This window comes from Moorena sp. SIOASIH (assembly GCF_010671925.1).
Taxonomy (GTDB): domain Bacteria; phylum Cyanobacteriota; class Cyanobacteriia; order Cyanobacteriales; family Coleofasciculaceae; genus Moorena.
Genome location: NZ_JAAHIH010000011.1, coordinates 70,680 through 84,808 on the forward strand (window position 1 = coordinate 70,680; position 14,129 = coordinate 84,808).

The following is a 14,129-nucleotide window of genomic DNA, read 5'->3' on the forward strand; positions in this document are numbered from 1 at the left end:
TGATCCCGGCTTAAATTATAAACCCGTCCATAAATACAAAAATAGGAGAAGAATCATGAAATTTCCTGATGGGCCAAAAACACCAGCCTTGCTACAATCTATTAATATTATTGTTAATCCTCTCAATTACTTAGAGGATTGTGCTAAACGCTATGGAGATATCTTTACAATACGTTTTTTGAACTATCCTCCAACGGTGTTTGTCAGTCATCCCCAAGCCATGAAGACGATATTTACAGCAAACCCACAAACATTTAAGACAGGGGAAGCTATGAAAGAGTTACCAACCACTTTTTCAGGTGAAAATGCACTAATTTTGTTAGATGGCGATCTTCACAAACATCGAAAAAAAATGTTAATGCCTGCTTTTCATGGTGAGCGGATGCGAGCTTATAGTCAGTTAATTTGTGACATTACTAAGCAACAAATGACGCAGTGGAAAAAAGGAGAACAGTTTCACGTCCAGGGTTCGATGCAAGATATCTCACTGCAATTTATTATCCGTGCTATTTTTGGGGTAAATGAGGAAGCGAGCTTCCAACAGCTTAAGCAAACATTTATTTCACTTCTGAATTTGATGAGTAGTCCTTTGACCTCTATTGTTTTGTACTTCCATGCCCTACAGCAAGATTGGGGGCCTTGGAGTTTATGGGGACGTTTTGTACGCCTTCGCCAGCAGGTTGATGAAATAATTTATGCTGAAATTAAGCGACGTCGGGATAATCCCGCTTTATTAGGTGAAGATATCCTTAGCTTAATGATCAAAGCTCGCGACGAGCAAGGCGAGCCGATAAAAGATGTGGAATTGCGTGATGATTTAATGATATTGTTAATAGGGGGTCATGAAACGACTTCCATGAGTATAACCTGGGCATTGTACTGGATTCACCGCTTACCAAAGGTCTATCAAAAGCTTATGGCTGAGTTAGACACTCTTGGCGATAATCCAGATTCAAGTGCAATTACTAAGCTTCCATATTTGAATGCAGTCTGTCACGAGACCCTACGTATATACCCACCCACCATTTTGGGAGCGTATCGTATTGCCCAAAAGCCTATAGAAATTATGGGCTACCACTTTGATCCAGGTACATTCATTTTGCCTTGTATATATTTGACCCACAGGCAAGAAGATTTATATCCAGAACCGAATCATTTTAGACCAGAGCGTTTTTTAGAGCGACAGTTTTCAGCTTATGAATTTGTGGCTTTTGGTGGTGGAAGTCGTCGGTGTATTGGATATGCGTTGTCTTTGTTTGAAATGAAATTAATCCTGGCGACAATTCTCACTAACCTAAAACTAGCCCTACCTGATAACCGTGTTATCAAGCCTGTACGTAGCGCTTTTACTATTGCACCTTCTCCAATGTATATGATTACTGCCTAACAGCTATTATGGAAAACCTAGAATTAATAACGAATAGCACTGTAGATTGTGAGTATGAGCTTTCAAATTTTGATATCACAGTTGGAAAGTTGAGTCCTTATTCTGGGATGATCACTTGGTACCAAAATAGAATTGATGCTCCCAGACTGAAAAAAGCATGTCAACAAATAGTTGATAGCGTACCAATTTTAGGAGGGAGATTAGTAAAGAAATTGTTTAGCCCCATAAAGGTTGTCTGTCAAGCCAAAAAACATGGTATTGGTTTTATTGAGGTCGATCTAGGTAAGCAAGAGATAAATCTTGATAACTTATTAGAGGCAAAAACCTATCTAAAAAATGTTTTCAATATTCCAGAAAAAAGTGGAGATGCTATCAATACAGATGCGCCATTAATCTATGTAATTTTGAATTATAATCAAAATCATAGTGGCATAACTTTACTGATCAATCATTGTATAGTTGATGGTGGAACGTATTTCCAATTGTTAGAACATTTAGCTAAAGCTTATGGAGATCCAGATTATGTTTCTAAGTCTGAACCACTATGGACAGTAAACTTTAACAAAATAGACGATTTTATCAATGCTAGATTGAAAGAAATGTCATGGAACGAGAAACTGCTAAGTCCGACATCTTTCTTTGCTTATATTTTGAGATTTTTGTTCGTCAATAAAAGTGATTGGAGTTATATTAATTGTATCTTAACAAAAGAAAATTTAGATTTAATTAAGCAAAAAATTCAAAATTTGTATGACGACGAAACTGTGTACAGTACAAATGATGCTTTATTTGAATTCTTATCAGTTACTCCTATAAAACGATTTATATTTTTTGCCAATTTAAGATCTAAAAAAGTCGGTATACCAGAAAATTATTTAGGAAATGCTGAAGCTATAGTATCAGGTTTAACTCAACCAGAAAATGACTATATGTTAAAACATTATGATATTAGAAAAACAATCAATGAGCTTCCCGGAATATATACTTTTTTGCCAGTTTTAAATAGCAACTACTTAATGATAAATAATTTGAGTAAATTACAAAATTTACCGAGTTTTGGTGAAAACAAGGTCATTCTTCAAAAGTTCTTTGAATTTGACGATAGACCTTTAGATATATTCTCATCTGCCTGTAAAGGTGCCCTAATATATAGATTGACACAAAATAAATATTTCTTAATGTATTTCAATTTAAAAAATGTTGTATCCCAAGTGGAAAATAAATTAAGAGACATTGGTGTAGAAGAGATCGTTCTTGAAACATCCTGAAGAAGAGCTGATCTGCTACAACTATATAGCAGTCCTAAATGATTCGTGAAATATATTGGCCAAAGCAAACGCTGTAACCCTTGCTCAGCAAAGATTCCAGATTTTGCTAATTTTACAAATGATTTAGGATTGCTATATTTGGTAATAAAGCTAGTTTACTGATCCGTTTAATGAATGATTAATGAAGGACGAATTTTATGAAAACTGACACGAAATTTAGCTCTTTGATAGACCTGCTACGTTATAGAGGAACGAATGAAGGCAACCAAAAAGCCTATACGTTTCTTCTTAATGGACGAATAGAGGCAGATAGTTTGACTTATGGAGAATTGGAAAAGAAGGCGCGAGCGATCGCAGCTCAACTTCAGATAATGGGGATAACCAAGGGGGAGCGAGCATTACTACTCTATTCTCAGGGTCTGGATTTCATTTGTGCTTTCTTTGGATGTCTATATGCAGGAGTCATTGCTATTCCGGCTCCTCCACCTGATGCAATTCGATTGAAGCGAACTCTGCCTCGACTTCAATCTTGTCTTAAGGATGCCGAAGTTTCTCTAGTGCTGACTACATCTCAAATTTATTCTCAGTTCCCAGGTGAATGGCAAAAAAACTTTGACTATAATAATATCTTATTGCTGTTTACTGAGGAGATATCAGAGCAACTAGCAAACCAATGGCAAGAATTAAAAATTAATCTAGATGCCATAGCTTATTTACAATATACTTCTGGGTCTATATCTACGCCGAAAGGAGTTATATTGACCCATAACAATGTAATCCACCATTCTGCCTATATCAAGCAAGCATGGAACTACACTTCAGATAGTATTGCAGCTACTTGGATGCCTTACTTCCATGATTATGGTTTGATTGATGGACTGATACAGCCTATTTATTCTGGTATTACTTGTTACGTAATGTCACCATTGACATTTGTGAGAAGACCGACCTGCTGGCTAGAGGTTATTTCTAAGTATAAGGTAACCCATAGCCAAAGTCCAAACTTTGGCTATGACTACTGTGTTCGTCAAGTTACATCAGAACAATTAACTAATTTAGATCTTAGGAGTTGGAGAACAGCTAGTAATGGAGCAGAGCCAATTCGTAAAGACACTATAGAAAAATTTATTAAAACCTTTGAACCTTGTGGGTTCCGTCCCACAGCTTTTTTTCCAGCTTATGGTCTTGCAGAAGCAACTTTGTTAGTTGCTACCAAGCCTCACAATGATGTGCCTGAAATTGCTTCAATTGCTGCATCAGCACTAGAGAAAAATCAGATTGTTGAGTGCGATAGAAATCAAAAGGTAAGTCGATATGTGGTTAGTTGTGGTTTCCCAATTTGTGGAATAAAAGTACTTATAATCAATCCCAATACTTTAACTAGGTGCGCACCAGATGAAGTTGGCGAAATTTGGATATCAGATTTGAGTGTTGCTCAAGGTTATTGGAATAAACCAGAAGAAACAAAGCATACATTTGAGGTATATCTAGCAGATACTGGTGAAGGTCCATTTCTACGTACTGGTGACTTGGGGTTCATCAAGGATGGTCAGCTATTTGTCACCGGGCGCTTGAAGGATATAATCATCATTCGAGGTCGCAATCATTATCCTCAGGATATTGAATTTACGGTTGAACAGAGCCACCCAGCACTGCGTAAAAATTCTGAGGCAGCATTTGGGATTGAGGTAGATGGCGAAGAGAAATTAGTCGTTGTTCAGGAGGTGCAGCAAAGTTGGCTGCGAAAACTGGATTTCGATGAAGTAAATGGAGATATTAATCAGGCATTGAGAGAGGAACACGGACTAAGGGTTTATGCGATCGCATTGATCAAACCAGGTAGCATTCCTAAAACTTCAAGTGGCAAGATAATGCGTCAAGCTTGTCGGATTAAGTTTCTAGAGGGAACTTTGGAAGTTATAAATTCAGGTGGTAGTAATCCAGAACACTTAAGAGAACTAACTGTTATGAGTGTTATGAAGGCAACTCCAAAAAATCGGGCGCATCTGGTGTAGGGACAAGAGTACGATGTAGAAAGCTTAGTGTCACTTTAGGCATAAATTGACTAAAAATTGTGGTGTTGCTGAATACAAAAATGGTATTTGAAAAATAAAACCATGTAATGCCCTAAATCTCATAGTAATAAAACTCATAACTATGGTCATCAAAGAGCAAAACAAAGATATAAATGCAACGAATTTGTAATAAAATTTATAGAGGTAAAAACTGATGGTAGTTACGATTAAAAAAAACTAAATTGGTCAGCCTAAAAGCGATGCAGAGGTGCGACCCGTGGCGAATTTAATTACGGGTCAAGCGCACCTAAGCGGTCTTGGGGGTTTTCCCCACTCGCTATTGCATCAAGACAATTTTGGATTTATTAATTAGACTTATTATTTATTATTTAATAAATAATAAAATTCCCCTTTATGATCAAACCATTTTATAATTAATGAACACCATAAATTCAATGGTTTATTGTCAATAAATAAAAAAAATTAATAAAGCTGGCCTTGTCTTGATGCAGTCGCTTATTGGGGTAATCACGGCAGTCGCTCATGGGGGAAGCCCCCAAAACCTCGCTGCATCGCTATTGTGCTTATTGACGCTTTTTCACATATATATATTGTTTATTTAATTTAAAAAACACTATATATATGATTAAAAAAATTAGATGCGTTTACCCTGTACCCTGTAAAAATACCGTAAATTAGCAACGCCGAAAATTCAGTAATTAATGAATAATTAATCTGGGGGGGCGACAAGCGCCCTGTAACCCTTGATATATCTTAAATTGAGCGAATTATGGTAAAAAAAGATAGGTCATAACTTGTCAATACGACCTATCAATTGAAAATGGTACCAGAATTATATCAAAAACATCTAAAAAATCTCCTTTCTGAATCTAAATTATTGTTTTTATACCTTATAATAATTATACAAGACACCAAAAATGTCAAATTTGAAAAAATCGCAGAGTCACTCCCTTTACCCATTAAATTTAGCTCACGACGTAAAAAAGTACAGATATTTTTGTCGTTACCAGTATTTCAAATAAAAATTTTGTGGTTTCCAATTATTCGAGAATGGACAAATAAAACATTCACTAAAGATCAAAAAATCTATTTGGCTATGGATAGGACTAATTGGTTTGAAGTTACCGTAAGACAGTTGAGCCTTTAATGTCGGCAGGCTATGAGTAAAAGGGGTAATACCAAGTCCGGTTGTCAAAACCCACGTATAATATAGAAAAATCGATGGAGACAAAATTGATGCCCAAAAAAGCTGCCCTAGCTAATCATTATAGTTCGGACGAACTGAAACAGAAGTACCTCAAAAGTAAAGATTCAGTCGAATCAAGAAGATGGCATTTACTTTGGAAAGTCTCCTTAGGTTGGACTATTAAGACTAGTGCTATAGCTGTAGGTATTAATTATGATTATGGCAAATAAATCGTCAAAAAATATAATGATTTTGGAGAACAAGGAGTGCAAAATTTAAAAAATAAGCACAGACAGCATAGGGGAGCTAAAAAACCACTACTAAGGGAATATCAACTTAAAAAATTAGCCAAATAACTAGAATCAAGACCATCAGATGGAGGGATGTGGACGGGTCCAAAAGTAGCTCGTTGGATAGAAAAAGAAACTGGAGTGAAAAAAGTGTGGAATCAGAGAGGATGGGATTACTTAAAAAAGCTCAGATTCTCATGGCATAGTCCGAGACCCAAACATAGGAAAGGAAATAAAATAGATCAAGAGGAATTTATTAAAAACCTACCAATCAAAGTAAAAAAACTTGAACAAGCCCATCTAAACTCAGAAATAAAACTTTGGTTTTTTGATGAACATAGAGTCGGTTTAAAACCGATATTGAGAAGCGATGCAGCGCGGTCTTGGGGGTTTACCCACTCGCTATTGCATCAAGACAAGGTATGGTCGAAAATAGGAGAAAGACCAATTGCGATTGTTCAACATCGCTATCAATGGTTGTATGTCTATGGATTTGTCCAACCGAAGACCGGAAAAACTTTATGGTATTTAATACCCAGAGTAAATACTGAATGGTTAAACCTAGTCTATAAAAGCTTTGCTAAAGATGTAGGCATTTCTCCAAAAAAAAAGTGTTGTTAGTAGAAGATAATGCTGGATGGCATCGCAGTAAAAAGCGATGCAGCGCGGTCTTGGGGGTTTCCCCCACTCGCTATTGCATCAAGACAGGGAGAAACTCCTTTAGGAATTCAAGTCGAGTTTTTGCCTCCATACTCTCCAGAATTACAACCCGCCGAAAGACTGTGGAAATTAGTGGATGAACCTTTAGTAAATAAGTGTTTTGATACGATTGATGAAATCGAAGAATTCTTAGCAAAACGTTGTAATGTTTTGAGTGAAATGAAGGAAGAAATTATAAATTTAACTTTCTATCATTGGCTAGCTTCTATTTAAGTTTTTTTTAAGGGTGGTATGACAACCGGATTTAGTATTACTGGTTAGTCGGCAGTCACAAATATCGTCGGGGAGACTCTCGGAGTAGGATATCTCTCCTAGTTTTGTGTGATAAATCCCCGCAGCAGAAACTGCTGACTTTGGGATGTAACAAGACTGGATGGGGTTTTTGCGAGATCTGAATTTAACTCGATTAATTTCCGAAGTCTTTTTGTACTTTTTCTTGGCCTCCCGAACAGCAGTGCAAGCATCCTTTATCGCTTATCGCTATAGACTTAATCTGATAAGGTACTGCTTTGCACCCTCGGGGAGGTCGTTCAATATACCGGTCTTGATAGCTTTCCAGTTAGCTTTAACTTCGCTATCCTGAAGGATTTTGACGGTCTTGTTGAACACATAACGGGACACTCCAAACCACTGGCGAATCATCAATCTCTGTTCAGGACTTAGGAACACTCGAATCTTCTTTGATTTTCTTACCGTACTTTCGGAGTCCGTGGAGAGGCCGCGATAAGACGTGAATGATGGAGAGAATATCTGCGGTGAGTTCTGATCCTCGACAGCTTTCAGGTTGGTCGGATCCCATGATTTTTCCACCGTTGAGACCGACCGGAGATGAAACCTTAGAGTAGTGCAGCCTTACTACAAAACCTTTACCCTATGCTGCATAATTTACCAACTATAAAGGCTGCACTACTCTTACGGTAACTTCTAACCAAGTATTCAAAAAGTTTAAAACCGAATCGGGTGAGTCTGTCTCTACAGGCAACAACAATTGTGAGCTGACCTCCTTGCATAAGTCGCTCCAATATGGCTCGAAGCCCTTTCCTTTTGTAGTTGAGTCAACAGCCGACGTCTTTGATGATTTCCGCTTCCGGGAAGAGGGAATGCATGTAAGCGATTTGTCTGGCCAGGTCGTCTTTCTGTTTTTGGCTGCTGAGGAGGCAGTAACAGATCGTGGCTGGTTTGGATGATTGTCGTCTACCCAAAGTGGCAAGACTAACTGTATCAAACATTCTGTAACCGCTTGGGGTTCGTTCGCACTTGATGGTGCCATTGTCTGCATACTTCCTTAGGGTGTTTTCCTCACGGGGTGACAAGCTAATTGAAAATCTTACAGGGGTTAGGTTTTAGGGGTTAGGTGTTAGGGAACATCGTCATGGCGTAGTAGTTGATTAAAACTATCTATGCAGTTGGATTGGTGAAAATTGCTTCAACTGCTGGGAAATACAACAACACGAGTCGCTGTAATTTTCCCAAAACCTAAAACCTAAAACCTAACACCTGCCTAGGTTTGAGCTTTGTTGTCACCCCTTGAGGGTGTTTTCCGAAAGTCCCGTAAGTTCGACCGCCTTAGGTCGTGGTACTAATGTCATGACTCGATTCTAGCAATTCAAGGGATTATTGGCTAGACTTAGTAATACTTTTTGATACTGTCCACTAACCTTCATCCTTTGATTGGTAGGTCATGATGGATAGAGGAATACGGAATAGTGTAGTGGCTAGTTTGGATAAGCCAAACTTAAATTTAAGGGATTTGGGTAAGTCTTGCCAGGATACCGATACAAAACCGAAACGGGTGTAAAATGGCGTCAGCCAACCCATACATTCGAGATAAAGAGGCTGAGTTGCCTCTTTGATTAGATTTTCCATAAGATAACTCCCCAATCCCTGATTGCGCCACTTAGGTGCCACAACCAAACTCCCCAATTCTTGGGCATCGGGAAAGTTGCGCAATTGTCCACAAGCCACCACACGCCCCTCAAATTCAATCACCCGAAACTGAGTCCAACGTAACTGGGTAGGCTCTAGTTTAGCAATCAGAATTAATTTAAGAATTGCCCAGGTATCCTTAGCACAGGCAGGCCGGAAAATACATCCTGGTGGTAACGATGGAGATGGTTTAGTCATCAGCTGTTGTGAATTGACTTTTTGTTCATGGTTGACCATCAACCGTCAACCGTCAACCGTCAACCGTCAACCATCAACCATCAACAACAAACCCTCAGCCTGTCAATTGATCAGTTACCAATTTCATAGGTTAGTTGTGATCTCCGTCAGCGCTGACCCAATACAATTATTGCTACACTCAAAGAAAATTCTGACTGAATGCAAGAGACTGCTCAATATTCCTGTGCCTATTGTGGTGAAACCAATTTGACCTTTGTAGATCTAAGCGCTGGTGAACAGCAATCCTATATCGAAGATTGTCAAGTCTGCTGTCATCCAAATATTTTGTATGTAAGGGTAGATCAAGAAACTCTCGATATTGAGATTGACAGCGATTATGATGGCTAACTAAAAGGCAGATTGACCCAAGTTCACTCTTGGTAAGGATTTATGATGAGATTTGTGGCTAGCATGGTGCGTCTACCCAAGACCTTGCTACTGATAGGGACAGTGGCGAAGCTCACCCATTTGCTCAATCTTAAGGTAAATGCCCATGCCCACTCATGCACTATTATGCTCCAAGCAGTTGCTAGGGGGACTATACGTTAACGAAGAGGAGGAACACTCGGTATTTCCTCTGAAACATACAGAGGTTTACGCCAAAATCACTGGTCACATGTCACGGGTAGAGGTGACACAGACCTTTGATAATCCGTTCAGCGAACCCTTAGAAGCGGTCTATATATTTCCACTACCAGATGAAGCGGCGGTGGATGAGATGGAGATTAAATTAAGCGATCGCATAATTGAGGGCAATATCAAAAAACGGGAAGATGCTCAAACTATCTACGAGCAAGCTTGCAGTCAGGGGCGGACTGCGGCACTCTTAGAGCAAGAACGGGATAATATTTTTACTCAATCTCTAGCTCACATTAAACCAGGGGAGCAAATTGAGGTCACCCTTCGCTATACCGATCAGCTACAGTTCCAGGGGGGTAATTATGAATTTGTCTTCCCAATGGTAGTTGGACCGCGTTTCATCCCTGGTACTCCCATTGATGAGAGTGGGGATACTGACTGCGTTCCCGATGCTTCCCGGATCACTCCACCCTTGATTCCGCCAGACATGCGCTCAGGTCATGACATTGGAGTAACTATCGATATTGACGCTGGAGTAGCAATTACAGAGGTTTGTTCTACCTCCCATCAGATTAACATTGAACAACTCAACATTGAACAAAAGGGGCAAATCCTGCGGGTCAAACTGAGTCAGGAAGATACGATTCCCAACAAAGACCTGATTCTACGCTATGGGATTGCCAAGGAGTACACTCAAACAACAGTACTTACCCACTCAGATCAACGGGGCAATCATTTTGCTGTGTATCTTATCCCCGCGTTGGACTATAGCACCGATGAGATTGTGCCAAAGGATGTGGTCTTCGTGATCGATACCTCTGGTTCTCAAATGGGGGATCCTCTGCTAAAGTCTCAGGAATTGATGCGTCGGTTTATTAATGGACTCAATCCGAAGGATACCTTTACCATTATTGATATTTCAGATACTGCTACCCAGCTATCTACCAAACCCTTATCGAATACCCCCCAAAACTGTAGAAAGGCGATTAACTACATCAATCAATTAAAAGCCAACGGTGGTACTTATTTACTCAAAGGTATTCGTAACTTGCTGAATTTACCAGCTGCACCAGAGGGACGACTACGGAGTATTGTACTGCTAAGTGATGGCTACATTAGCAATGAGAATCAGGTACTAGCAGAAGTACAGCAACAGCTTAAACCTGGAAATCGCATCTATAGCTTTGGTGTCGGCAGTTCTCCGAACCGGTTTCTGTTGAATCGCTTAGCTGAAATTGGACGGGGAATAGCTAGAATGGTGCGTCAGGATGAACCAACTGAAGCAGTAGCGGAACAGTTTTTCCGTCAAATAAATAACCCAGTGCTAACCAATATTCACGTTACCTGGGAAGGCTCAGGGGAAGCAATAATTTATCCCAATCGCACTCCGGATCTATTTACCCAGCAGCCTTTGGTTATCTGTGGACGTATTTCTCCCATTCAAGAGTTCCAGGCAGAACAGTTGCAGGTTAGCAAGTTGAAGGTTGTTCGCGTAGCGTGGCCTTTTGGCCAAAGTTTGGAAAATAACCAACCCAACTCGAAGGCTACAGGCGAACAACTTTCAACCAAACAACCTACCCGACTTGAAGGCCAAAGGGGAACAACCTTGGCCAATAGGCCACGCTACGGGAACAACCCAAACCAACCTTCAACCTTCAACCCAAACCAACCTTCAACCTTCAACCCAAACCAACCTTCAACCTTCAACCCAAACCAACCTTCAACCTTCAACCCAAACCAACCTTCAACCTTCAACCCAAACCAACCTTCAACCTTCAACCCAAACCAACCTTCAACCTTCAACCCAAACCAACCTTCAACCTTCAACCCAAACCAACCTTCAACCTTCAACCCAAACCAACCTTCAACCTTCAACCCAAACCAACCTTCAACCTTCAACCCAAACCAACCTTCAACCTTCAACCCAAACCAACCTTCAACCTTCAACCCAAACCAACCTTCAACCTTCAACCCAAACCAACCTTCAACCTTCAACCCAAACCAACCTTCAACCTTCAACCCAAACCAACCTTCAACCTTCAACCCAAACCAACCTTCAACCTTAACCCCAAACCAACCTTGGCCTTTCGGCCACGCTACGCGAACAACCCCTACTGGTACTCTCAGAATTACGGGTACTAGGGCCGATGGTAGTTACTACGAGAAAAGATTTAACCTCAATTTTGATCAAGCCGACAATCCAGCCATTGCTCAGCTTTGGGGTAGAGCAAGGATTAAACACCTGATGCAGCAAATGTTGAGCTGTGAAACCAAAGCTGGGGTAGAGGCAGTGACCGCAACAGCGTTGAGTTATCAACTATTGTGCCAGTACACCGCTTTTGTGGCTGTCAGTGATCAGGTACCGGTTGCAGGAGAAAGCCACCTGATATCGATGCAAGTACCAGTAACAATCCCAGAAGGAGTTAACTGGGAAGGCATGATCAAAAGTACTTTTGCTAGTGCAATTCAGGATAGACTCAGGCTACAGAAGTGGCGTTCAGGGTTGAGAGCAGGGGATAAGGGGAGCCGCAGACAAGCAGGAATTGACATCAATTCAAAACCATTTCCTCATGACCAGGGGAAAAAGGGGACACCTAAGAACTCTAAGATTAACCGATCTTTACTGTTTTCCCTCTCTGCCTTGTCTTCTCCCACCGCCTGGTCTTCTCCTATCCCAAGGTCTGTCCTACCAATAAGTGAATATAGGAAATTAGGGGTTAAAACCAAAGCTTGGATTCAACAGTCAGAGTATAGGCAAAACAGGTCCAAGGAATCTAAGCTAACTAATGATAATGATAATATTTATGCTACCGGTAAGGCATCAGAAATTATCCCTCAGGAGTATATTACTTCTAAGACACTTCAGGATAGAGACAATAATAATGATAATATATATGATAGCCATCAGGCATCAGAAAGAATCACTGAGGACTATTTCAGCACTAAATCACCAGATAATTTTGAATTGACCTTGGTCTGTCCTAGATTGATTCAAAAGGTGAAGTCAGAGATATTAAGCTCAGCGGCAATCAGCCATCACAGGTTACAGTTGGTCAGAGTTAAGGGATTAGATGAAATAGGGACAACTTGTTTAACTCAACATCTGCAACGGTTGAACCTACCCCTAGGGGTAGCTGGTGAAATTGTCTTCGAGTTCCTAGTGCGTAGAGGTCGCGTGATCAGGGTGATGTGGGATGAAGCAGCCTCTACCCTGACGGAATCCCAAATGATTGATTTGATTAAGCGATCGCTTTCTTGTTGGAGAGTTCCCCAAACCTGTGTAAAGAGCGTGTGTTTAACCTTACGGATTAACGAAGGTGCAACTCAATGACATCTTGCTTAATCGTGAGATCATAATCTTGATAGAAATTGTGTCCTAGCAGTCCAATTGACAGGGATGGACTCACAGCAACCAGTAGGTTGTTAGCCACAATACCTCCTGCGGCAGCGGATGCCAAGCGACCCAGGGGTACATCAATTGTACCATTAGCTGTATCCATCGTGGCAGTTCCTTCTGGCTTCAATGCCAAAGCTTTTGCCATTTTTGGGGTAATTGTCACGACGGATGCTCCTGTATCAACCACCATTTCAAAGGTTCGTTTACCATTAAAGGTGACATCAATCACAGGAGTGTTATATACTCGGCGTTTGATCGGGATTGTAATCACCCCTGAACTGTTTGGCTTTGAAATGCCGCAAAGTTTGCCAAGGTCAATCAGATTGCCATTGGCATCCCGCATGAAACAGGGTAAATCGATTTGAGCGTTAGAAACAGCAGGAGTCAGGGTGCTGGTTGTGATTACAAATAATGTTGTTAATAGTTGGATTGGTAAATAGGGTTTCACCTGATTTATCTACTCCATAATTTTTGATTAGTACAAACTTTTAGGAAGGATTAAGGATGAAGGCTGACTCTGGACTTATCGCCTAATCCTAGATTACCCAGGGAAACTTTTAAACCAACACTACTCTTAGAGAGAGTTTATAGATAAACTTTAATAATAGCTAATCGGTAATAAATCAATTAGCAGATAGGGAATCGTTGTTGGCTCGTTATCGGGCAAAGTTTGGGGAGTTATGCTGATAGCTGGCACTATTACAAAAAAACTTAATAAAGGAATTCATAACAATCGATTTGAGTACTGAAATCGATGCAGCTTCGGAACAGGGGAGCCAGCGCTAGCTGCACATCTAGCATCGGCCAGCCATCCCCACTGGGTCAAGGATTGCCCATTGGCGCACGCTACGCGATTGGCCGTAGGCCACGCTAAAAGCGATCGCCTTTGGTGCTCAAACAGTTGAGCGAACCATGGGCTTACTGCCTGTTGTCACTCTGTTTTTACTGTGCGATCGCACTCAAGTTTGGCCACTCCCACCATCCCTTGAGTTCCTGCCAAACCCGTTCCATGGGATTAACCTCCCGGCAGTCAGATGGATCAAACCACCGGATGACATGGTCACTCTGATCATGAGCTCAGTTCAGATTCACTGGTAGCTACC

Annotated in this window: 13 protein-coding genes and 2 pseudogenes; 10 read left to right on the forward strand and 5 right to left on the reverse strand. The window is 40.5% G+C overall.

Going from position 1 to position 14,129, the window contains the following annotated elements; translation table 11 throughout:
* The first annotated feature begins 55 nt into the window (after positions 1-55).
* From F6J90_RS41835 to F6J90_RS41865, 7 genes and pseudogenes are all read left to right on the forward strand, one after another.
* Positions 56-1,387 (forward strand): cytochrome P450, encoded by a 1,332-nt coding sequence (locus tag F6J90_RS41835; protein ID WP_293108386.1) that lies wholly within the window; start codon positions 56-58, stop codon positions 1,385-1,387.
* 8 nt (positions 1,388-1,395) lie between these two features.
* Positions 1,396-2,655, forward strand: coding sequence for a hypothetical protein (locus F6J90_RS41840; RefSeq protein ID WP_293108390.1), 1,260 nt, complete (start codon positions 1,396-1,398; stop codon positions 2,653-2,655).
* 197 nt (positions 2,656-2,852) lie between these two features.
* Entirely contained in the window at positions 2,853-4,670 is a 1,818-nt protein-coding gene (locus F6J90_RS41845; protein WP_293108393.1) for a fatty acyl-AMP ligase, read from the forward strand.
* An 841-nt stretch (positions 4,671-5,511) separates the two neighbouring features.
* A pseudogene (locus F6J90_RS41850) lies at positions 5,512-5,805 on the forward strand (IS4 family transposase); the annotation flags it as partial.
* A gap of 122 nt (positions 5,806-5,927) precedes the next feature.
* Positions 5,928-6,107, forward strand: a complete 180-nt coding sequence (locus tag F6J90_RS41855; protein WP_293108396.1) for a hypothetical protein — start codon at positions 5,928-5,930, stop codon at positions 6,105-6,107.
* 153 nt (positions 6,108-6,260) lie between these two features.
* Positions 6,261-6,788 carry a winged helix-turn-helix domain-containing protein gene (locus F6J90_RS41860; protein WP_293108399.1) on the forward strand — a complete coding sequence of 176 codons (528 nt, stop codon included), beginning with the start codon at positions 6,261-6,263 and terminating at the stop codon, positions 6,786-6,788.
* A 9-nt stretch (positions 6,789-6,797) separates the two neighbouring features.
* Positions 6,798-7,100, forward strand: coding sequence for a hypothetical protein (locus F6J90_RS41865; RefSeq protein WP_293108401.1), 303 nt, complete (start codon positions 6,798-6,800; stop codon positions 7,098-7,100).
* Between the two features lie 39 nt (positions 7,101-7,139).
* Here the strand turns inward: F6J90_RS41865 and F6J90_RS41870 are convergent.
* The 4 genes and pseudogenes from F6J90_RS41870 to F6J90_RS41885 form a co-directional block, all read right to left on the reverse strand.
* Positions 7,140-7,529: pseudogene (locus tag F6J90_RS41870) on the reverse strand (RNA-guided endonuclease TnpB family protein); the annotation flags it as partial.
* Positions 7,530-7,539: 10 nt separating this feature from the next.
* Positions 7,540-7,686, reverse strand: a complete 147-nt coding sequence (locus tag F6J90_RS41875) for a hypothetical protein (protein ID WP_293074386.1) — start codon at positions 7,684-7,686, stop codon at positions 7,540-7,542.
* Positions 7,687-7,942: 256 nt separating this feature from the next.
* The gene (locus tag F6J90_RS41880; RefSeq protein ID WP_293074372.1) at positions 7,943-8,200 is read right to left on the reverse strand and encodes a resolvase; all 258 of its coding nucleotides are present in this window, start codon (positions 8,198-8,200) and stop codon (positions 7,943-7,945) included.
* Between the two features lie 340 nt (positions 8,201-8,540).
* Positions 8,541-9,011, reverse strand: coding sequence for a GNAT family N-acetyltransferase (locus F6J90_RS41885; RefSeq protein ID WP_293108658.1), 471 nt, complete (start codon positions 9,009-9,011; stop codon positions 8,541-8,543).
* Positions 9,012-9,209: 198 nt separating this feature from the next.
* On the opposite strand from F6J90_RS41885, the gene F6J90_RS41890 reads away from it, so the two are divergent.
* The gene (locus F6J90_RS41890; RefSeq protein WP_070392182.1) at positions 9,210-9,398 is read left to right on the forward strand and encodes a CPXCG motif-containing cysteine-rich protein; all 189 of its coding nucleotides are present in this window, start codon (positions 9,210-9,212) and stop codon (positions 9,396-9,398) included.
* A 145-nt stretch (positions 9,399-9,543) separates the two neighbouring features.
* Entirely contained in the window at positions 9,544-12,960 is a 3,417-nt protein-coding gene (locus tag F6J90_RS41895; protein WP_293108404.1) for a VIT domain-containing protein, read from the forward strand.
* On the opposite strand, the gene F6J90_RS41900 is transcribed toward F6J90_RS41895, so the two are convergent.
* The gene (locus tag F6J90_RS41900) at positions 12,938-13,474 is read right to left on the reverse strand and encodes a retropepsin-like aspartic protease (RefSeq protein ID WP_293108407.1); all 537 of its coding nucleotides are present in this window, start codon (positions 13,472-13,474) and stop codon (positions 12,938-12,940) included. The genes F6J90_RS41895 and F6J90_RS41900 overlap by 23 nt on opposite strands.
* 464 nt (positions 13,475-13,938) lie before the next feature.
* On the opposite strand from F6J90_RS41900, the gene F6J90_RS41905 reads away from it, so the two are divergent.
* On the forward strand, positions 13,939-14,124 hold the full coding sequence (locus tag F6J90_RS41905) for a hypothetical protein (protein ID WP_293108410.1): 186 nt from the start codon (positions 13,939-13,941) through the stop codon (positions 14,122-14,124).
* The last annotated feature ends 5 nt before the right edge of the window (positions 14,125-14,129 follow it).

What these genes read in the sequence shown, in the direction of transcription:
- F6J90_RS41835 (WP_293108386.1), top strand. Translation starts at nt 56, where the DNA reads ATGAAATTTCCTGATGGGCCAAAAACACCAGCCTTGCTACAATCTATT.
- F6J90_RS41840 (WP_293108390.1), top strand. Translation starts at nt 1,396, where the DNA reads ATGGAAAACCTAGAATTAATAACGAATAGCACTGTAGATTGTGAGTAT.
- F6J90_RS41845 (WP_293108393.1), top strand. Translation starts at nt 2,853, where the DNA reads ATGAAAACTGACACGAAATTTAGCTCTTTGATAGACCTGCTACGTTAT.
- F6J90_RS41855 (WP_293108396.1), top strand. Translation starts at nt 5,928, where the DNA reads ATGCCCAAAAAAGCTGCCCTAGCTAATCATTATAGTTCGGACGAACTG.
- F6J90_RS41860 (WP_293108399.1), top strand. Translation starts at nt 6,261, where the DNA reads ATGTGGACGGGTCCAAAAGTAGCTCGTTGGATAGAAAAAGAAACTGGA.
- F6J90_RS41865 (WP_293108401.1), top strand. Translation starts at nt 6,798, where the DNA reads ATGCTGGATGGCATCGCAGTAAAAAGCGATGCAGCGCGGTCTTGGGGG.
- F6J90_RS41875 (WP_293074386.1), bottom strand. Translation starts at nt 7,686, where the DNA reads ATGGGATCCGACCAACCTGAAAGCTGTCGAGGATCAGAACTCACCGCA.
- F6J90_RS41885 (WP_293108658.1), bottom strand. Translation starts at nt 9,011, where the DNA reads ATGACTAAACCATCTCCATCGTTACCACCAGGATGTATTTTCCGGCCT.
- F6J90_RS41890 (WP_070392182.1), top strand. Translation starts at nt 9,210, where the DNA reads ATGCAAGAGACTGCTCAATATTCCTGTGCCTATTGTGGTGAAACCAAT.
- F6J90_RS41895 (WP_293108404.1), top strand. Translation starts at nt 9,544, where the DNA reads ATGCCCACTCATGCACTATTATGCTCCAAGCAGTTGCTAGGGGGACTA.
- F6J90_RS41905 (WP_293108410.1), top strand. Translation starts at nt 13,939, where the DNA reads ATGGGCTTACTGCCTGTTGTCACTCTGTTTTTACTGTGCGATCGCACT.